Below are 15452 nucleotides of genomic sequence, written 5' to 3'. Positions count from 1 at the left end.
AAGTACACTAGATGATCAACCCTGTCTCTCTACCCGGGGCTGCGTCCCACCTACGGATCCGTCGGTGTTGACGGGCGGGTCCCACTGGGGAAAGTGCCCAGCAAAGTCGGGTTGGGGGACAGACCACTCTGCACAACGGCCTGGACACCCGTTTGAGAAACCCCTTCACGCCCCTGTGAGCCCTGTTGATGCGAACGACGATCGGCCGTCCCTCAGCGAGCGTGAGCGCGACATCCTTCGCCTCGTCATCGAACAATTCGTCGACACGGCGGGGCCCGTGGGGTCGCGGTCGCTGGCCAAGGACGCGAACGTGGACCTGAGCCCGGCCTCCATCCGCAACACCATGGCGGACCTGGAGGACATGGGCTACCTCGACCACCCGTACACCTCCGCCGGCCGCGTGCCCACCCGACTCGGGTACCGCACGTTCGTCGACGAGCTGATGGACACACCGGAGCTCTCGGAGGTGGAGCAGGAGGTGCTCAAGGTCAAACTCGCCCGCCTCGTCAGCGATACCGACGAGCTGCTGAGCGAGAGCACCCGTCTGCTGAGCAAGCTCACCAACCTGCTCGGCATCGCCCTCACGCCCCGCCTCTCCACCGCGATGCTCGACCGGCTCGACATCGTGCCGCTGTCCGGGTCGCGCCTCATGTTTGTGCTCAGCGTGCGGGGGGGGCTCGTGAAGACGGTCGTCCTCAGCTTCGAGCCGGACCTGAAGCGGTCGAAGATGGACCGCATCGTGTCGACCCTGAACGAGCGCCTCGCCGGCCTCACCCTGCACGAGATCCGGGACACCTACGAAGAGCGCCTCGACGACCTGCCCGACGAGACGGGGCTCATCGCGCTCGTGCTCGACGAGGCCTCGATCCTCTTCAGCGAGCCAGATGAAGGTCGCCTGCAGTTTGACGGCACGCAGAACATTCTGTCTCAGCCCGAATTCCAGGAGCCTGACGATATGCGGCACCTCATCGAAACCATCGAAGATGAGGACCGCATTGTGCAGGTGATTGAGAATTTGTTCGAGGCCAACCCCGACGCCGTGGGACAGGCCGTCGTCCGCATCGGGAGCGAGACCGATCAGGAGGAGATGGACGCCTACTCCATCGTCTTGTCCCCGTACCAGCTCGGCGATACGGTGGGCTCCCTCGGCGTCATCGGGCCGAAGCGAATGGACTACGGACGCGCCGTGGCCCTCGTCGAGAACATGGCCGCCGTAGTGAACCGGCCCGCGGACGACGAGACGACGGACCCGTCCGTTCCGTCCTGATTCACTGTCCCCAGGCCCCGGGGGCGCGCCCCGAACGCCGTTAGCGGTCGCTGGCGAATGCCGGCGGCCGCTCGTGTAGTCTGTCCCGTGTCTTGTCCCACGAACCCTCTTGTTGACTGTGAGTGAAGCCCCCGACGACGGTCGTCCGACGACGAACGACGCGTCCCCAGCCGCCGACGATTCCCCCAACAGTGCTGACCCTGCCGACGAGGAGGGCACCGCCTCCGATCTCCCCGATGACGTCGAGGCACTTACGGACGAGGTCGAGGCCCTCCGCGAAGAGGTGGACGGACTGAAGGCGGAACGGGAGGAGCTGAACGAACGCCTGCTCCGCAAGGCGGCGGAGCTCGAAAACGTGCGCCGCCGCATGGACCGGGAGAAGAAGCGCCGCCACGTGGCCGGCAAGGAGACGGTGCTCGAATCGATGCTCGAGGTGCTCGACGACTTCGAACGCTCCCTTGACGCGGCCCAGGATCTCGACGTGTCGGAGGATCCGGAGTCGGCCTACGAGACGCTCAAGGGCGGGGTGGAAATGGTATACCGCAAGTTTCAAGACCAGCTCCAGTCCCTCGGCGTGGAACCGATCGAGGCCGAGGGGCAGCCGTTCGACGAGCAGCTGCACGAAGCGATGATGCGGCAGCCGTCCGACGACGTAGAGCCGGGCAACGTCCTGCAAGAGGTCCAGAAGGGCTACACGATGGGGGACCGCGTGCTCCGTCACAGCCGAGTTGTCGTGGCCGCCGAGCCGTCAGAGAGCGGCAGCGCGGCCGACTCTGCCTAGCGAGGGTCCTGCCAGCTCCCTGTAGCTGGCTCTCATTGTCACTGCACGCCGCCGCAGCGGCCCGAGGCCGCACTTTTCCAAACGAACTGCTCCTGTCACATGCCGCGCGACTACTACGACATCCTTGGGGTCGACGAAGACGCCTCCGACAAGGAAATCAAGAAGGCCTACCGGAAGAAGGCCATGGAGTACCATCCGGATCGGAACCCGGACGATCCGGAGGCCGAGCAGAAGTTCAAGGAGGCGTCGGAGGCGTACGAGGTCCTGTCGGACCCCGAGAAGCGCCAGCGCTACGACCAGTTCGGCCACGACGGGGTCGACAGTGGGGCCGGCGGCGGCCGGCGGGGCCGTGGGCGCGGCTTCCACGACATCGAAGACATCTTCGACGCCTTCAGCGACATCTTCGGCGGCGCCCCGGGCGGGGGCCGCGGGCGCGGTCGGTCGGAGCGGGGGCGGGGACGCCCGGGCAGCGACCTCCGCGTGTCGCTCTCGCTGACCCTCGAGGAAATTGCGGAGGGCACCGAAAAGAACCTCCGGCTTCAGAAGTACCTGGAGTGCGAGTCGTGTGACGGCACCGGCGCCGAGGGGGGCATGGGCGGGCAGAATTTCTCGATGTGCCCGAAGTGCGACGGCACCGGCGAGATCCGTCAGGTCTCCCGCTCCGTGTTCGGGCAGGTGGTCAACGTACAGCCGTGCCCCCGGTGCGAGGGGGAGGGGCGCATCATCGACAACCTGTGTGACGACTGCGGCGGCGAGGGCCGCGTGCAGGGCGAAGAGTCGATTTCGATCAACGTGCCGCCGGGCGTGATGGAGGGCAACTACCTCACCCTGGGCGACGCCGGCAACGCCGGCCTCCGCGGCGGGCCGAGCGGCGACCTCCGGATTGAGATTGAGGAGGAGCCCCACGAGCACTTCGAGCGGGACGGGCTCGACATCTACTACGATCTCCACCTGTCCTTCCCGGAGGCCGCGCTCGGCACCGAGGTGGACGTTCCCACCCTGGAGGGCGAGGCCCGCCTGGAGGTCGATCCCGGCGTGCAGGCCGGCAAGATTCTCCGCATGCGGGACCGCGGCCTGCCGGATCTGGAAGGAAGTGGGCAGGGCGACCAGATGATCCGCGTGCACGTCTGGACGCCGCAGGAGCTTACCGCGGAGGAAGAGGAGCTCCTCGACCAACTTCGGGCGCACGACAACTTCCAGCCCCGGCCCCCTGAGGAGGACACCCAGAAGTCGTTCTTCCGTCGCGTCTCCGACGTCTTCTCGTGATGAACACAGTTTCGTAACGGACGACACTCGGAGCGAACGGGCCGGCCGTCGCCTCATTGGAACGATCCTCTTCCAGATGAGGAATCCCGGGGACATGCGCTTCGGGACACGCACCCCACTCTTGTGCACCACCCTGCTCCATGGCCGAAGACGAACCAAGCACATTCCGGGCGTCGATGCGCCGGGTGCCGTCGCCCGTTGTCGTGGTGACGGCCCGGGGGCCTCAGGAAGCGCGCGGCATCACGATTGGGTCCTTTTCGAGCGTCGCGCTCGATCCGCCGCTCGTGAGTTTCAACGTGGGCCGCGACGCGAGCATGTTCGAGGTGATGGAGCACTGCGATCGGTTCGCGGTGCACGTGCTGGGCGAAAACCAGGCGCACCTCGCAGAGCAGTTTGCCATTCCCGGTCTGAGTGGGGCCGAGCAGTTTGAGGCGGTGCCCCATGAGCGGGACGCCCACGGCACGCCGATTCTTGAGGGCGGGTCGGGCGTTCTCCACTGCCGCCCGCACGATTCAATTCCGGCCGGCGATCATTGCCTGTACGTCGGGCGCGTGGTGGAGGTGGAGGAGCGCTCCGACCAGGGGGCGGTGCTGTACTACAAGAGCGACTACCGGGGCGTGGGCAAGGAGCTCTCGTCCACCCGGTTGGCCCCCGTGAAGCGCGCGTCCAACGACTCGTCCTGAGCCCCCACCCCGAAGAAGGCGAAGTCGTAGCGGGTGGGGTCCGACGCGCAGAAGTGCCGGCAGATGGCCGTGAGGCGCCGAACCGCCGTCCAGTCGTTGCTCTTCCGCTCCAGCAGGCCGAGCGCCCGAGCCTGGCGCCCCACGTGTACGTCGACCGGCAGCATCAGGTCGGACGGGTCCAGGGCCGACCACACGTTGAGGTCGACGGGGCCCGGCCGCACCATCCACCGGAGGTACATGTTGAGCCGCTTGCAGGCGCTCCCCGCCTCGGGCCGGGCCAGGTGCTTGCGGAGGCGCTGTGGGGTGTCGTCGTCGATCGTGAGCAGGGTCGTGCTCACGCCCTGGAGCATTGCCGCTACGGGGGAGCCGTCCGGGTCGTCGGGACGGTGCGCCGCGAACAGGCCCTCGACGGTCTCGTGTCGGTCGAGGGCGGTGCTCAAGTTGGCGGTCAGCCAGACCGCATCGATGGGCTGGAAGGTGCGGTGGACAAACCCATCGAGCGCCTCCGCGTCGGTGGCCGGGTCAAACGTTCGCACGAAACGGGAGGGGGCGTGGCCCATCCGTTCGCACAACTCCTCGAGCTTGCGAAGCATCACGTCGCGCCGGCCCCACGCCAGCAGCGCCGCGTAGAGTCCGATCACCTCTTGGTCGCGGGGGTCGTCGAAGGCGTGGGGAATGGATACGGGATCGTCGTCGATAAAAGGGGGACGCTCGTACCGGTCGACGAGCGTGTCGAGGTACTCCTGAAGGGCGTCGAGGGTGGCCACGTGGGGACAGAACTCGTTCGGGGCTGGCGCGCCGTACCCGGACGGGCACTGTGGAGGTGCGTTCCTGATGGCCGCTCTGTGGCCCGGGTGGTCCTCTCCTTCTGGAAAACTTTGTGTTTACACGGGCCGTTGCTTCCCGACGTATTGCCATTCCCGTCGCCAGACGGCTTATTTGTGGCACCCTATAGAAATGCGCCCGAAACCAACTTGTCTCTGCCATGGCCGACGACGAACACCTGCTCGACTTCGAGAAGCCCCTCGTCGAGCTTGAGGACAAGCTCACCGAGATGCGGGAGCTCAACGCGGAGACGCAGGACGACCTCTCCAACGAGATTGAAGCGTTGGAGGAGCGGGTGGAGCAGCTCCGGACCTCCATCTACCGCAACCTCACGCGGTGGCAGCGGGTGCAGATTGCGCGCCACCCGGAGCGCCCCTACACGCTGGATCACATCGAGGCGCTGACGGAGGACTTTACGGAGCTGCGCGGGGACCGGAAGTTTGGCGACGACCGATCCATTGTGGGGGGGCTGGCGCAGTTTACGGGGAGCCGGTTTGGCTATCGCGACCGCACCGTGATGATCATGGGGCACCAGAAGGGGCGCGATACGAAGGAGCGGAAGTACCGGCGCTTCGGTATGCCCAACCCGGAGGGGTACCGCAAGGCGGAGCGGCTGATGAAGATGGCCGCCAAGTTTGGAAAGCCGGTCGTCGTGCTCCTGGATACGCCCGGCGCGTACCCGGGCATGGGGGCCGAGGAACGCGGGCAGGCCGAGGCCATCGCGCACAACCTCTTCGAGATGGCGCGCCTGGAGACGCCGGTCGTGATCGTCGTCATTGGCGAGGGGGCGTCCGGGGGGGCCCTGGGCGTCGGGCTGGGCGACCGCATCCTGATGCTCGAAAACGCCTGGTACTCGGTGATTGCGCCGGAGAGCTGCTCGCAGATCCTCTGGCGCTCGTGGGACCACAAGGAGGACGCGGCGCAGGCGCTCAAACTCACGGCCACGGACCTGACGGAGGTGGGCATCGTCGACGAGATTGTGCCCGAGCCCGTTGGCGGGGCGCACCGCGATCCGCAGCGGACCTACCAGGCCGTCGGGGCGGCCGTGGCCGAGGCCCTCGATGAGCTTGAAGACCTCGATCCGCAGGCGCTGCTCGACCAGCGGCTCGAAAAGTTCGACGCCCTGGGCGCCTACGAATCGGCCGAGCCCATGACCGCCTCCGCGTAGCCCCCTGTCTTCCCTCCACGGCGCACTCAGGTTCGGCCATGGCCTATACGTACTCGCATGCCCACCGCGTCCGGTACCGGGAGTGCGACCCGATGGGGGTGGTCTACCACACGCACTACCTCGATTACTTCGAAGTGGCCCGGACGGAGGCCCTGCGCCACGCTGGGGTCCGCTACCGAGACCTTGAGGCGAACGGCATCATCATGCCGGTCGTGCACGTGGAGGTCGACTACCACGGCCCGGCCCACTACGACGACCCGCTCGTCGTGGACGCGCACTTCACGCAGATGCCCACGGTCCGCGTCCCCATCGACTACACGGTGTATCGGGAGGGAGACGACGACGCGCTTGTCACCGGGCACACTACGCTCTGCTTCACGGACGCGGAGGCGCGCGAGCCCGTTCGCGCCCCGGCCGCGGTGCGGGAGGCCTTCGCCCCGCTTCTCGAGGAATAGTTCCGGGGAGCGCGGGGACCACGGATGTCTTCGTTTACCCGGCGGTCGGATCCATGATGGTGCCGAGGAAGAGACTCGTCCCGGAGTGGTGCTCGCGGATGGCGACGACGAAAGGCTGGTCCACGACGAATGAGGGCGGGGCGGAGGAAATAGGCTCAATCTCGACCGATGTCGCGGCACTGGCCTCCGTGCCCTCCTCGTCGACCCGGAGGAAGGTCTTGTGATTTGCCTTGTCGATTGCGAGAGACAGGTCGGCGATGCCCCGAAAGTTGGCTCGTCCCGTGAACGCGACCCCCATCCCGAGGTCTTTGAGCACGTCGTTGAGCGTCTTCCCGTAGCGGAGGGTGAACCTCGGCATCTTCAGGCGACTGAGCGACTGCGGAGATAGTCCGCTGGTCATCTCCGTCCACGTCTCGGTGTCGAGGCTGTCCACGACCGACTGCACCGACGCGTCCTCGTGGGGCAGCAAGACCGTCATGCTGTAGAGGCTGTCCCCGTACGCGATGTCGACGGCCCGGAACTGCTCGGCCTGGTAGGTGGGATGCACCACGTTCTTCGTCTTCTCCATCATCGGGACCGAAACGGTCGATCCGTCGCCGCGGTGGAAAGGCTCGGGCGCGGTGTTCGAGGGATCGAATTGGTCCCGCCAGGGGCCGTTGAAATAGATGGCGTTGATGAGGTACATCACGGGGTTCGATGGGATCTGGCTGGGGACGATTTTCTCGATATTCCCGCGCGTCTGGTCGTTTACCCACCCGTTGATCCGGTCGGACGCGGACGGGTCGGCAAAGTCGAGCGCCTCCACCTCGGCGTCGAAGTGTGCCCGATTCGTGTCGATGAAGGCCTGCTTCACTGGGAGGCCCTCGCGGTACCAGATGGAGTTGGCAAGGGCCACCTCCACGTTCGGGTCAAGCCCTTCGAGGAGGTCGATGAGTCCGCGGTAGGCGTCGTTGATGTCGGTGGGGGACAGGTCCTGCTTTTCCAATGCCGCTTTCATGCCCGAACGGGTCTCTCCACGCGCCCCGTTGAGCGTCATCCCGAGGGCCATCGACACGCTGATCGGCGAGAGAAAGACGTTTTTGGACGTTCCCTCCGTGTCCACGGTGCTCCGGAGAAGCGTCAGGCCGAACGCATTGTCGGCGTCGACGACCTGATCCTCCGCCGCCGTGAGGGGCCGCGGCGGCGGGGCGTCAGCGGCGTCCTCCGGGCCGGTCGAGTCGCAGCCGAGCCCGAAGAACACGAGGAGCCCCGCGGCCACGAGCCGGCGAACGAGGGCGGAAACGGGCGGGTGGAGACCGGATGGCATGGCGGATGAGGGAGCTTTGGGGGCTGAGGGATGCGCTGTGTCGGTCCAACCTGGGGGTTGCAGTACCCGTGAGCGTCGACCAATGCCCAGGCCCGCGGGCGGCTCGTTGACGGATTGCCCTGGCAGTGTCTACCTTTCGGGTGCCCCGCGGCGTGCCCCGAGGGCCAGATTCCGCACCGCCCGTTTCACTCTCGCCCGCACACATGGCCACGTTCCTGTTCCACGACCGCTACCTCGACTACCATTTCGGCCCCCAGCATCCCTTCAGCCCCGTTCGGCAGGAGATGACGATGGACCTTCTGGCGGCGCTCGGGGCGCCCCTCAATCCCGTAGCGCCTTCCGTGGCGACCCGGGAGGAAGTGCGGCGGGTCCACGGCGAGCAGTTCGTGGAGAAGGTGGAGGCCGCGTCGGACGGCACGCCGCCCCCGGAGGCCCGCGCCTTCGGCCTCGACACAGGAGATGTGCCGGTCTTCGAGAACATGGACGCCGCGGCCCGTGGCCTCGTGGGCGGGACGCTCCACGGGGCGCGGCTGATTGGCGACGGGGACGCGACCCGCGTGCTCCAGTTTGGGGGCGGGCTCCATCACGCGCACCGGGCCCGGGCCTCTGGGTTTTGCGTGTACAACGACCTGTCGGTCGCCATCCACGCGCTCCGCGAGCAGGGGCTCCGCGTCGCCTACGTGGATGTGGACGTGCACCACGGGGACGGCGTCCAGCATCTGCACGACGACGATCCTGGGGTGCTCACGGTTAGCCTCCACGAGACGGGCCGCGCCCTCTTCCCAGGTACCGGACACGTCGAAGAGATTGGCAAGGGGGCTGGCCGGGGCTTCTCGCTGAACGTCCCGCTGGCCCCGTACACCGAGCCGGACAGCTACCTGGACGCCTTCGAGCACGTGGTGCCCCACGCCCTCCAGCACTTCCAGCCGGACGTGATCGTCGCGCAGTGCGGGGCCGACGCCCACTTCAACGACCCGCTGGCCGATCTTCTTCTCACGACGCAGGCCTACGACACGATTTTTCGCCGCCTCCTTGCCCTCGCCGACGACCACGCCGAGGGACGCCTGCTCTGCACCCTCGGCGGGGGATACCAGCTCGACACGGTGTCACGAATCTGGGCTCTTCTCGCGCTGATCGTTCTGGGCGGCGAGCTGCCGGACACCCTCCCCAACGACTACCGGGAGCGGTGGGAGGCACGCCTCGACGCTTCCCTGACGCCGACCCTTCACGACCCCGAGCGAACGTTCGACGTGCCCCGCCAGTCCTCCATCGAGACGCAGAACCGACGCACGAGCGAACAGGCCCTGGAACAGGTGGCGTCGCACTGGCACTACGCGTAATCCGACGGGGCGACGGTGGGGAGTCTCGTCGCCGCACCGCTAACGGGGGCGGTCAACGCCTCCATATGTGTATGAACTGCGCTTTTCACGTAGTGAAGAAACTTGCTGTAGGGATGGAGACGGAGGCAAAAATGCTCCAGAGTCCTACAGGGAGGCGTGCCGTATGAACAAAAAAGATCGCCATCAGCGTGGAGGGCGAGGGAGAATAGCGCTGCGGTGGGCAAGTCCTTATTTGATAATACGTTTACAGTACGACGAAATCGATCCCCGAGGGTGTCAAGGCCTAAGCGTAACGGAGGAGAACCCTCCCGCAGAGATTCGGGGAATTACTCTACGAGCGGACGGTGTCGCCCTTGAAGCTACGCCGTGGGCATGGTGTGGTGCGGCCCACGAGATCGTTCAGGCGCAAAGGTCCCGTCTGGTCCTCCGGCGGCAAGGGCTGCTTCGGAGACGATGCCTTCGCTGATCGGGGGGACGAGCATGCGTTCGCCCGAAGGAGAGGGCCTCGGCGTCGGTGCGCTGACGAGGGACTTCACAAGCCAGACTCAACCATTTTTCGAGGCACCGAGGGGCAGGCTGTTCGTGCAAAAGAGGCATGCATCCTTTCACGTCCCTCTCTCTACGATGGCTCAGATCGAGCACGCTGCCCTCTGGACCTCCGATCTCGAACAGGCCCGCGAATTCTACGAGACCTATTTCGGTGCCGAAGCGGGAACGAGGTACCGAAACGAGAAGAAGGATTTCACTTCCTACTTTCTGTCGTTCGACTCGGGGGCTCGCCTTGAGCTCATGCACACCTCTGACCTGGAGGAGGCCTCCGCGTCCGAAGGGACCGAACTGGAAGGCTACGACCACCTCGCCCTGTCCGTCGGCTCGGAGGCTGAGGTCGACCGTCGGACGCGTACGTTGCGGCGCGACGGATACGAGGTGGTGGGGGAGCCCCGACGAACCGGGGATGGCTACTACGAGAGTGTCGTTCTCGATCCCGACGGGAACCGCGTGGAGATTACCGTCTAGCGTTGCGGGGGCTCAGCATTGTCCCGGTCTGCCGACTGCCCGTGCGTCTGATGGTCTTCCTCCGGAAGGGCGCTGGGCGTTATTCCGGGATGAGACGGGGCAGAATCCCGTCCCGCGGCTGATCCGCTGGATTTCGTCCAGGTGGTGTGAAAGAGCACGTCGGGACGTTACGTCTCGCGTTTTCTGTGTGTCTACAGACGTAGTGAACTGGGAAAAGCTCGGCATCTGTGCCCGCCCAGGGGCCGCCGGCTCTTTCGCCAAGATACCGCGCCCGGCATGAATGCGCGCAGGGTGCTCCTCGGCGCCTCTCTCGGCGTTCTGTTGCTCGCCCCCGCCCCCGCTCCGGAGTCGGAGGGAGCCAACGCCGAGCAGGCACCGCCGGACCGAGGAGTGTCTGCGTCCGCCCCCTGTGCCGTGCAGCGAGCTCTTTCCCGCGAAGCGCCATCCCCCCGTCTGCGCGCCGCGTTCGCCCCGGCAGAGGGGCCGTCCAGCGACACCGTAGCGGTGGCCCCGCCTCTGAATCTGGAGGGGCCGACCCTGTGGCTGGCCCGGGCCATCTATTCGGAGACGAAGCTGCCCCACGAGCAGGAGCTGGTCGCCTGGGTGGTGCGCAACCGCGTGGAGACCGCCTACCGGGGCCGCCGCACCTACCGGGCGGTCGTGCTGGATCCCTACCAGTTTAGCGCCTTCAACCCCGGCGCCGCGAAGCGGGCCCGCTACCTGCGGCTCCAGCCGGAGGCCCCGCTCCCGCGGTGGCGGCAGGCCCTCTGGGTGGCCCGCTACGTGCGGCACGCCGAGGGGCGGGCCTACCGTCCGTTTCCGGTCGAGACGCGGCATTTCTACAGCGAGCGGTCGATGCGGGGGCGGGCGGTGCCCTACTGGGCGGAGCGGGGGGGTTTTGTGGCGCCGGACCCCGGCCGGTACGCGGTCGACGAGCGGCGCTTCCGGTTCTTTAAGCAGGCGTCGTAGCCCCGCAGGCACTCGTCACACGCTGTACTGGTCGGGCAGGTCGTTTTCGTAGAGCACCACGTCGCCCGGTCCCAATCTCCGTTCGAGAATTTCTTGGGCCTCGGCGAGGGAGTCGACGACCATGATCCGCTCCGCCGGAGCCCCGCCCTCCGAGAGCCCCGCCTGGATTGGCGCCGTTTGTTCCTCTCCGACCAGGACCACGAGGTCGAGGTCGTGCTGCGCGAGGACGACGCCGAAGTCCTTGTTTTCCGTCCACTGCCGGTCCCCGAGCTCCACCATCCCCGGCGTTACGATCACGCGCTTCCCGCCGTCCATTTCGCTCAGAATCTCGACGGCATTCCGGGCCCCAACGGGGTTTGAATTGAAGGCATCGTCGATGATCGTCACGTCGCCCCGGCTCCGAAGCTGGAGGCGGTGCTCGATGGGCTCGACGCGCCGGACCGCGTGGGCCATTTGACGGAGCCGAAGCCCCATCGACCGCCCCACGGCGACGGCCAGAAGCACATTGAGGACGTTGTGGCGGCCCAGCAGCTGGGTTTCGAACGTTACCGTCGTGCCCGTGTCGTCCGTCACGTCGAAGGCGGTGCCGCCAGTGTCGTACCGGATGTCGTCGGCGGTGATGTCGGCGTCGGGGTGCCCCTCGGTCGAGATCCGCCAGACCGGGCCGGCAGCGCGCTCGGCCATGGCGGCCACGCGCTCGTCGTCCGCGTTCAAGACCGCGGGCCCGTCCGGCGCCGTCCGCTCCACGAGCACGCCCTTCTCCGCCGCGATGCGGTCCTGAGAGCCCATGGTTTCAAGGTGGGCCACCCCTATGGTGGTCACGACCGACGCGTCCGGCTCGGCAATGTCGCAGAGCTCGTCCATGTCGCCGGGGTAGCGAATGCCGTACTCCAGCACCAGCACCTGGTGCTCGGGCTTTAGGTGCTCGTTGACGGCGAGGCAGAGCCCCATGGGGGTGTTGTAGGAGCTCGGCGTGGCGTACACGTTGTACTTCTGTCGGAGGAGCTCGGCGACGATAAATTTCGTGCTCGTCTTGCCGTACGAGCCCGTAATGCCGACCACGGAGAGGTCCGAGCGCGTCTGGAGGCGGCGCCGGGCCTGCCGCTTGAAGCCTCGCTGGATGGCCGTTTCGACGGGGTGCATGAGGGCGGCGCCCAGGGCCACCCACAGGGGCGCCCCGAGGTCGGCCGCGAGGAAGCCGCCCAGGTACCACAGCACGCCTGTCGGGGACCTAAGGGCCCATCCGTACAGGCCCCCGGAGGCGACAGGGAGCAGGGCCAGCAGGGCCGTGGGGATGGCGAGGCGCACCATGCGGTCCGTGAACGCGAGGGGCTTTTTCTCCTGGTCGCTCCGGTAGCGGCGCGACGAAATGAACGCCATGGGCCACACCAGGAGGACGGCGAGCACGCCCCATTTCGGGGCGGCGACGGAAGCGACGAGCCCGCCTCCCGCGAGTGCGGCGGCCCCCACGCCGTGGGAGGGACGCACGATCAGCGACGGCACGTGGCCGGCCAGCCAGCGCCCGTACCGGCCAAACTTATACGTCTCCAGCTGGAAGATGTGGAGGAAAAACCGGACCCGGCGTCCGGCCCGCCACCCGGCGAACAGGGTGGCGACGACGCCGAAAAAAATGAGCGCGCTCGTCATGCTGCCGAAGACGGATGGAAAGGTCGGTTCGGCCCGCAGATGCGTCGGGGCCCGATGGGGCTTCTCAAAATCAACATCAGGCGCATGCCGCGTCCGTGCAAGGCGCGCCGGCCGCGGGCCTACGAGTTCTCCAGGAAATGACGGAGCCCGGCCTGGACCGTGTCCGGCCGGTCGAGATGCCCGAAGTGGCCGGCGCCGTCGAGCTCCACGAGCCCGCAGTCGTCAATCTTCGAGGTCATCACCTCCATCTGCCGCCGTGAAACCGCCTCGTCCTCGGTGCCCCAGAACAGGAGGGTCGGAACCCGAATGCGCACCAGTTCCTCGTCGAGGTGATCGTTCACGGTCTTGACGAACGTCTCGCGCATGACGCCGTCCTGGGCGTTGTAGTCGGCGGAGCCGAGCAGGCGCCAGGCGAGCGAATGGCGGAGCCAGTCCTCGGCCGGGGCCTGGAGGGACGACGGAAGGGCCTGCACGGGGGCCTTCAGGGCCGTGGCCAGCCCCGACCGCAGGTGATAGGCCCATGCCCGCTCGGGCTCAACCCCCGAGGGGCTGATGAGCGCGAGCCGGCTGACCGCGGACGCGTGCGCCGGGGTGCCGGCCATGTACAGCGCGATGCGCCCCCCATTCGAGTGGCCGACCACCGTGACGCTGGACTGAATCTCCCTTCGGATGTAGTCGTGGAGCAACTGTGCGTGCTCGGAAACCCCCCAGGGCTCAGGGGGTGGGGGAGAGGCACCGTGCCCCGGCAGGTCTACGGCGTGCGTCCAGTAGGCGTCGGTGAGGGCCTGAGTGAGGGGGCGTAGGTCCTGTAGGCTCCGGCCCCAGCCGTGCAGCAGAAGGACCGGAGGATTCTCGGGGCGCCCCCGAACCTCGACGTTCAAATTGGAATCCGTCACAAAAACCCCGAACGTCGGATGAAGAGAACAGCGATGCAGTCCTCCGGGAAACCATCTGTATATGGCGGCGTTCCGCCTTCTGAATGCCGCTCTGTCTTCTGGCTTCCTGCCAAGTCTCCTCCCGCGTTCGGTCCTTCACAGATCGAAGGCAGCGGGAATGATTCTCACCAGCGTGGAGATGCGCTACGTCCTCACGTCGATTCACAGGTGCTGACGGGCACTGGCCCCTGTGCGCAAGTCGTGTCGGTCTGAGAAGAGCATCGAGGAGCGGAAGGATACTCGCTCCCGACCCTACCGGCTGAAGACGCACGATCGACTGTACGGGCGCCGCGGGAAGGCCGTCGTGGACAGGGGACATCCGTTTCGGTGTTGGTCCCACTGCTGACTTCCAACCTTGCAATTCAGCAGGACGACGTCGAGCATCCCCCCTTCTGGGGGTTCTCACCAGGTCTTTTTGCGAAGAGCGTGCCCGCGTGCCGAGTCAGCGCTCGGTTCCCGTGGCAGGCATGGGCATCTTGAGATTGAACCGTCTCCTCGTGTGCCCTGAGCAGGAAAGGCCACTGAGTCCGTGGGACACCTGGCGTTCAGGGGCGGCACGTTGTCGCCTCCGCATTGCGTATTGGCAGGCACGCTCCGTTGGAGCGGGGCTTGTCGGCTTCATCACTCATCGAAGAATCGACTATGTCAGAAAACGACAACGAATCATTTCGGAGGCTCCTCGAGCTCATCGGCGAAAAGAAGTACGGCTTCATGCGCGAGCTGCGGCCGGACCTGCCGAAGGACGAGGACGATCCCTTCATGCCGCCACCGCTCATTGGCAAGTTCAATCTCCGCGACGGGGTGGTCATTGAGGGCGACCTGAAGCCGGGCCGGAAAGGGGGCATGCAGGTGGGCTGGATCGACTCCGTGATGGGCCTTCCCCCCGAAGAGTGGGCGCAACTCAAGGACTTTGACCAGGGGGCGAGTGTATACCCGGACGAGAAGTTGGACCTGATTACCGGCACCGACGACGAGTCGATGCGGGTGCTGGATCTCGTTGCCCCCCTCGGCAAGGGGCAGCGCGCCCTGATCGTGTCGCCGCCCCGGGCCGGAAAGACGGTCTTGCTGAAGGACATCGCCGCGGGCGTCACGGAAAACCACCCGGAGGTCGAACTCGTCTCGTTGCTCGTGGACGAACGCCCCGAGGAGGTCACCGACTTCCGCCGGACGACGGAGGCCCAGGTGTTTGCCTCCTCCAACGACCGTGGTGAGGACAACCACGTGCGGGTCTCGACCCTGGCGATGGAGCACGCCAAGCGGCTCGTCGAGACGGGCAAAGATGTCGTGGTTCTGCTCGACTCCCTCACCCGTCTCGGGCGGACCTTCAACCTGTGGGTCGACGGCAGCGGCCGCACGCTGTCCGGCGGTCTGGACGCGGAGGCGCTCAAGGTGCCGCGCCAGATCTTCGGGTCGGCGCGCAACATTGAGGGCGGCGGCTCGCTGACGATCATCGCCACCGCGCTGGTCGACACCGGAAGCCGAATGGACGAGGTCATCTTCGAGGAGTTCAAGGGCACCGGCAACTCCGAGATCGTGCTCGACCGGGAGATGGCCGATAAACGCATCTTCCCGGCCGTCAACCTCCGCGAGAGCGGAACCCGGAACGAGGAGCGCCTCCTCGGCGAGGTGCGGCGCAAGAAGCACAACCAGCTGTTTCGGGCGCTCAACTCGCGGGCCCCGATCGAGGCGATGCAGGCCCTGCTTCGGCACCTGCGCAACAGCCCGTCCAACGCGCACCTGCTAAACGAGCTCGTCCCCGAGTAGATGGAACGAGCGCCGGCGGGCCCGAAGAA

General features: G+C 66.6%; 14 protein-coding genes. 10 read left to right on the top strand and 4 right to left on the bottom strand.

The features are described from left to right. The first annotated feature begins 175 nt into the window (after positions 1 to 175). The 4 genes from hrcA to SRU_RS12345 all read left to right on the top strand — a co-directional run bounded on the left by hrcA (position 176) and on the right by SRU_RS12345 (position 3997). The gene (gene hrcA / locus SRU_RS12360) at positions 176 to 1267 is read left to right on the top strand and encodes a heat-inducible transcriptional repressor HrcA (protein ID WP_237701734.1); all 1092 of its coding nucleotides are present in this window, start codon (positions 176 to 178) and stop codon (positions 1265 to 1267) included. Between the two features lie 118 nt (positions 1268 to 1385). After that, entirely contained in the window at positions 1386 to 2048 is a 663-nt protein-coding gene (locus SRU_RS12355; RefSeq protein WP_237701733.1) for a nucleotide exchange factor GrpE, read from the top strand. 99 nt (positions 2049 to 2147) lie between these two features. Then, the gene (gene dnaJ, locus SRU_RS12350) at positions 2148 to 3314 is read left to right on the top strand and encodes a molecular chaperone DnaJ (RefSeq protein WP_011405069.1); all 1167 of its coding nucleotides are present in this window, start codon (positions 2148 to 2150) and stop codon (positions 3312 to 3314) included. Positions 3315 to 3454: 140 nt separating this feature from the next. After that, on the top strand, positions 3455 to 3997 hold the full coding sequence (locus tag SRU_RS12345; RefSeq protein ID WP_011405068.1) for a flavin reductase family protein: 543 nt from the start codon (positions 3455 to 3457) through the stop codon (positions 3995 to 3997). Here the strand turns inward: SRU_RS12345 and SRU_RS12340 are convergent. Then, positions 3922 to 4764 (bottom strand): TIGR02757 family protein, encoded by an 843-nt coding sequence (locus SRU_RS12340; RefSeq protein ID WP_118827327.1) that lies wholly within the window; start codon positions 4762 to 4764, stop codon positions 3922 to 3924. The two genes, SRU_RS12345 and SRU_RS12340, sit on opposite strands and share 76 nt — an antisense overlap. 218 nt (positions 4765 to 4982) lie before the next feature. Between SRU_RS12340 and SRU_RS12335 the strand changes: the two genes are divergently transcribed. Then, positions 4983 to 5990 carry an acetyl-CoA carboxylase carboxyltransferase subunit alpha gene (locus tag SRU_RS12335; RefSeq protein ID WP_011405067.1) on the top strand — a complete coding sequence of 336 codons (1008 nt, stop codon included), beginning with the start codon at positions 4983 to 4985 and terminating at the stop codon, positions 5988 to 5990. Between the two features lie 38 nt (positions 5991 to 6028). Further along, a complete protein-coding gene (locus SRU_RS12330; protein ID WP_011405066.1) occupies positions 6029 to 6445 on the top strand; it encodes an acyl-CoA thioesterase in 417 nt (138 codons plus the stop codon). Between the two features lie 34 nt (positions 6446 to 6479). Here SRU_RS12330 and SRU_RS12325 read toward each other — a convergent pair whose 3' ends face one another. Further along, complete coding sequence (locus tag SRU_RS12325; RefSeq protein ID WP_118829304.1) at positions 6480 to 7751, bottom strand: serpin family protein; 1272 nt, start codon at positions 7749 to 7751, stop codon at positions 6480 to 6482. Between the two features lie 203 nt (positions 7752 to 7954). On the opposite strand from SRU_RS12325, the gene SRU_RS12320 reads away from it, so the two are divergent. The 3 genes from SRU_RS12320 to SRU_RS12310 all read left to right on the top strand — a co-directional run bounded on the left by SRU_RS12320 (position 7955) and on the right by SRU_RS12310 (position 11077). After that, positions 7955 to 9091 (top strand): acetoin utilization protein AcuC, encoded by a 1137-nt coding sequence (locus SRU_RS12320; protein ID WP_011405064.1) that lies wholly within the window; start codon positions 7955 to 7957, stop codon positions 9089 to 9091. 624 nt (positions 9092 to 9715) lie between these two features. After that, positions 9716 to 10108, top strand: coding sequence for a VOC family protein (locus tag SRU_RS12315; protein WP_112904553.1), 393 nt, complete (start codon positions 9716 to 9718; stop codon positions 10106 to 10108). A gap of 276 nt (positions 10109 to 10384) precedes the next feature. Beyond that, positions 10385 to 11077 carry a cell wall hydrolase gene (locus tag SRU_RS12310; RefSeq protein ID WP_011405062.1) on the top strand — a complete coding sequence of 231 codons (693 nt, stop codon included), beginning with the start codon at positions 10385 to 10387 and terminating at the stop codon, positions 11075 to 11077. Between the two features lie 15 nt (positions 11078 to 11092). Here SRU_RS12310 and SRU_RS12305 read toward each other — a convergent pair whose 3' ends face one another. Both SRU_RS12305 and SRU_RS12300 read right to left on the bottom strand, forming a co-directional pair. Further along, entirely contained in the window at positions 11093 to 12724 is a 1632-nt protein-coding gene (locus tag SRU_RS12305) for a UDP-N-acetylmuramoyl-tripeptide--D-alanyl-D-alanine ligase (protein WP_011405061.1), read from the bottom strand. Between the two features lie 119 nt (positions 12725 to 12843). Beyond that, positions 12844 to 13620 carry an alpha/beta fold hydrolase gene (locus tag SRU_RS12300; RefSeq protein WP_011405060.1) on the bottom strand — a complete coding sequence of 259 codons (777 nt, stop codon included), beginning with the start codon at positions 13618 to 13620 and terminating at the stop codon, positions 12844 to 12846. A gap of 681 nt (positions 13621 to 14301) precedes the next feature. On the opposite strand from SRU_RS12300, the gene rho reads away from it, so the two are divergent. Continuing rightward, the gene (gene rho / locus SRU_RS12295) at positions 14302 to 15423 is read left to right on the top strand and encodes a transcription termination factor Rho (RefSeq protein ID WP_011405059.1); all 1122 of its coding nucleotides are present in this window, start codon (positions 14302 to 14304) and stop codon (positions 15421 to 15423) included. The last annotated feature ends 29 nt before the right edge of the window (positions 15424 to 15452 follow it).

Source organism: Salinibacter ruber DSM 13855 (assembly GCF_000013045.1).
Lineage (GTDB): Bacteria > Bacteroidota > Rhodothermia > Rhodothermales > Salinibacteraceae > Salinibacter > Salinibacter ruber.
Note: the sequence above shows the minus strand (reverse complement) of the source record. Positions and strands in the feature narration are given on the sequence as shown.

Coding starts and splice junctions, on each gene's coding strand:
- SRU_RS12320 (WP_011405064.1), top strand. CDS start 7,955: ATGGCCACGTTCCTGTTCCACGACCGCTACCTCGACTACCATTTCGGC.
- SRU_RS12345 (WP_011405068.1), top strand. CDS start 3,455: ATGGCCGAAGACGAACCAAGCACATTCCGGGCGTCGATGCGCCGGGTG.
- SRU_RS12330 (WP_011405066.1), top strand. CDS start 6,029: ATGGCCTATACGTACTCGCATGCCCACCGCGTCCGGTACCGGGAGTGC.
- SRU_RS12315 (WP_112904553.1), top strand. CDS start 9,716: ATGGCTCAGATCGAGCACGCTGCCCTCTGGACCTCCGATCTCGAACAG.
- dnaJ (WP_011405069.1), top strand. CDS start 2,148: ATGCCGCGCGACTACTACGACATCCTTGGGGTCGACGAAGACGCCTCC.
- SRU_RS12310 (WP_011405062.1), top strand. CDS start 10,385: ATGAATGCGCGCAGGGTGCTCCTCGGCGCCTCTCTCGGCGTTCTGTTG.
- SRU_RS12305 (WP_011405061.1), bottom strand. CDS start 12,724: ATGACGAGCGCGCTCATTTTTTTCGGCGTCGTCGCCACCCTGTTCGCC.
- rho (WP_011405059.1), top strand. CDS start 14,302: ATGTCAGAAAACGACAACGAATCATTTCGGAGGCTCCTCGAGCTCATC.
- SRU_RS12335 (WP_011405067.1), top strand. CDS start 4,983: ATGGCCGACGACGAACACCTGCTCGACTTCGAGAAGCCCCTCGTCGAG.
- SRU_RS12325 (WP_118829304.1), bottom strand. CDS start 7,751: ATGCCATCCGGTCTCCACCCGCCCGTTTCCGCCCTCGTTCGCCGGCTC.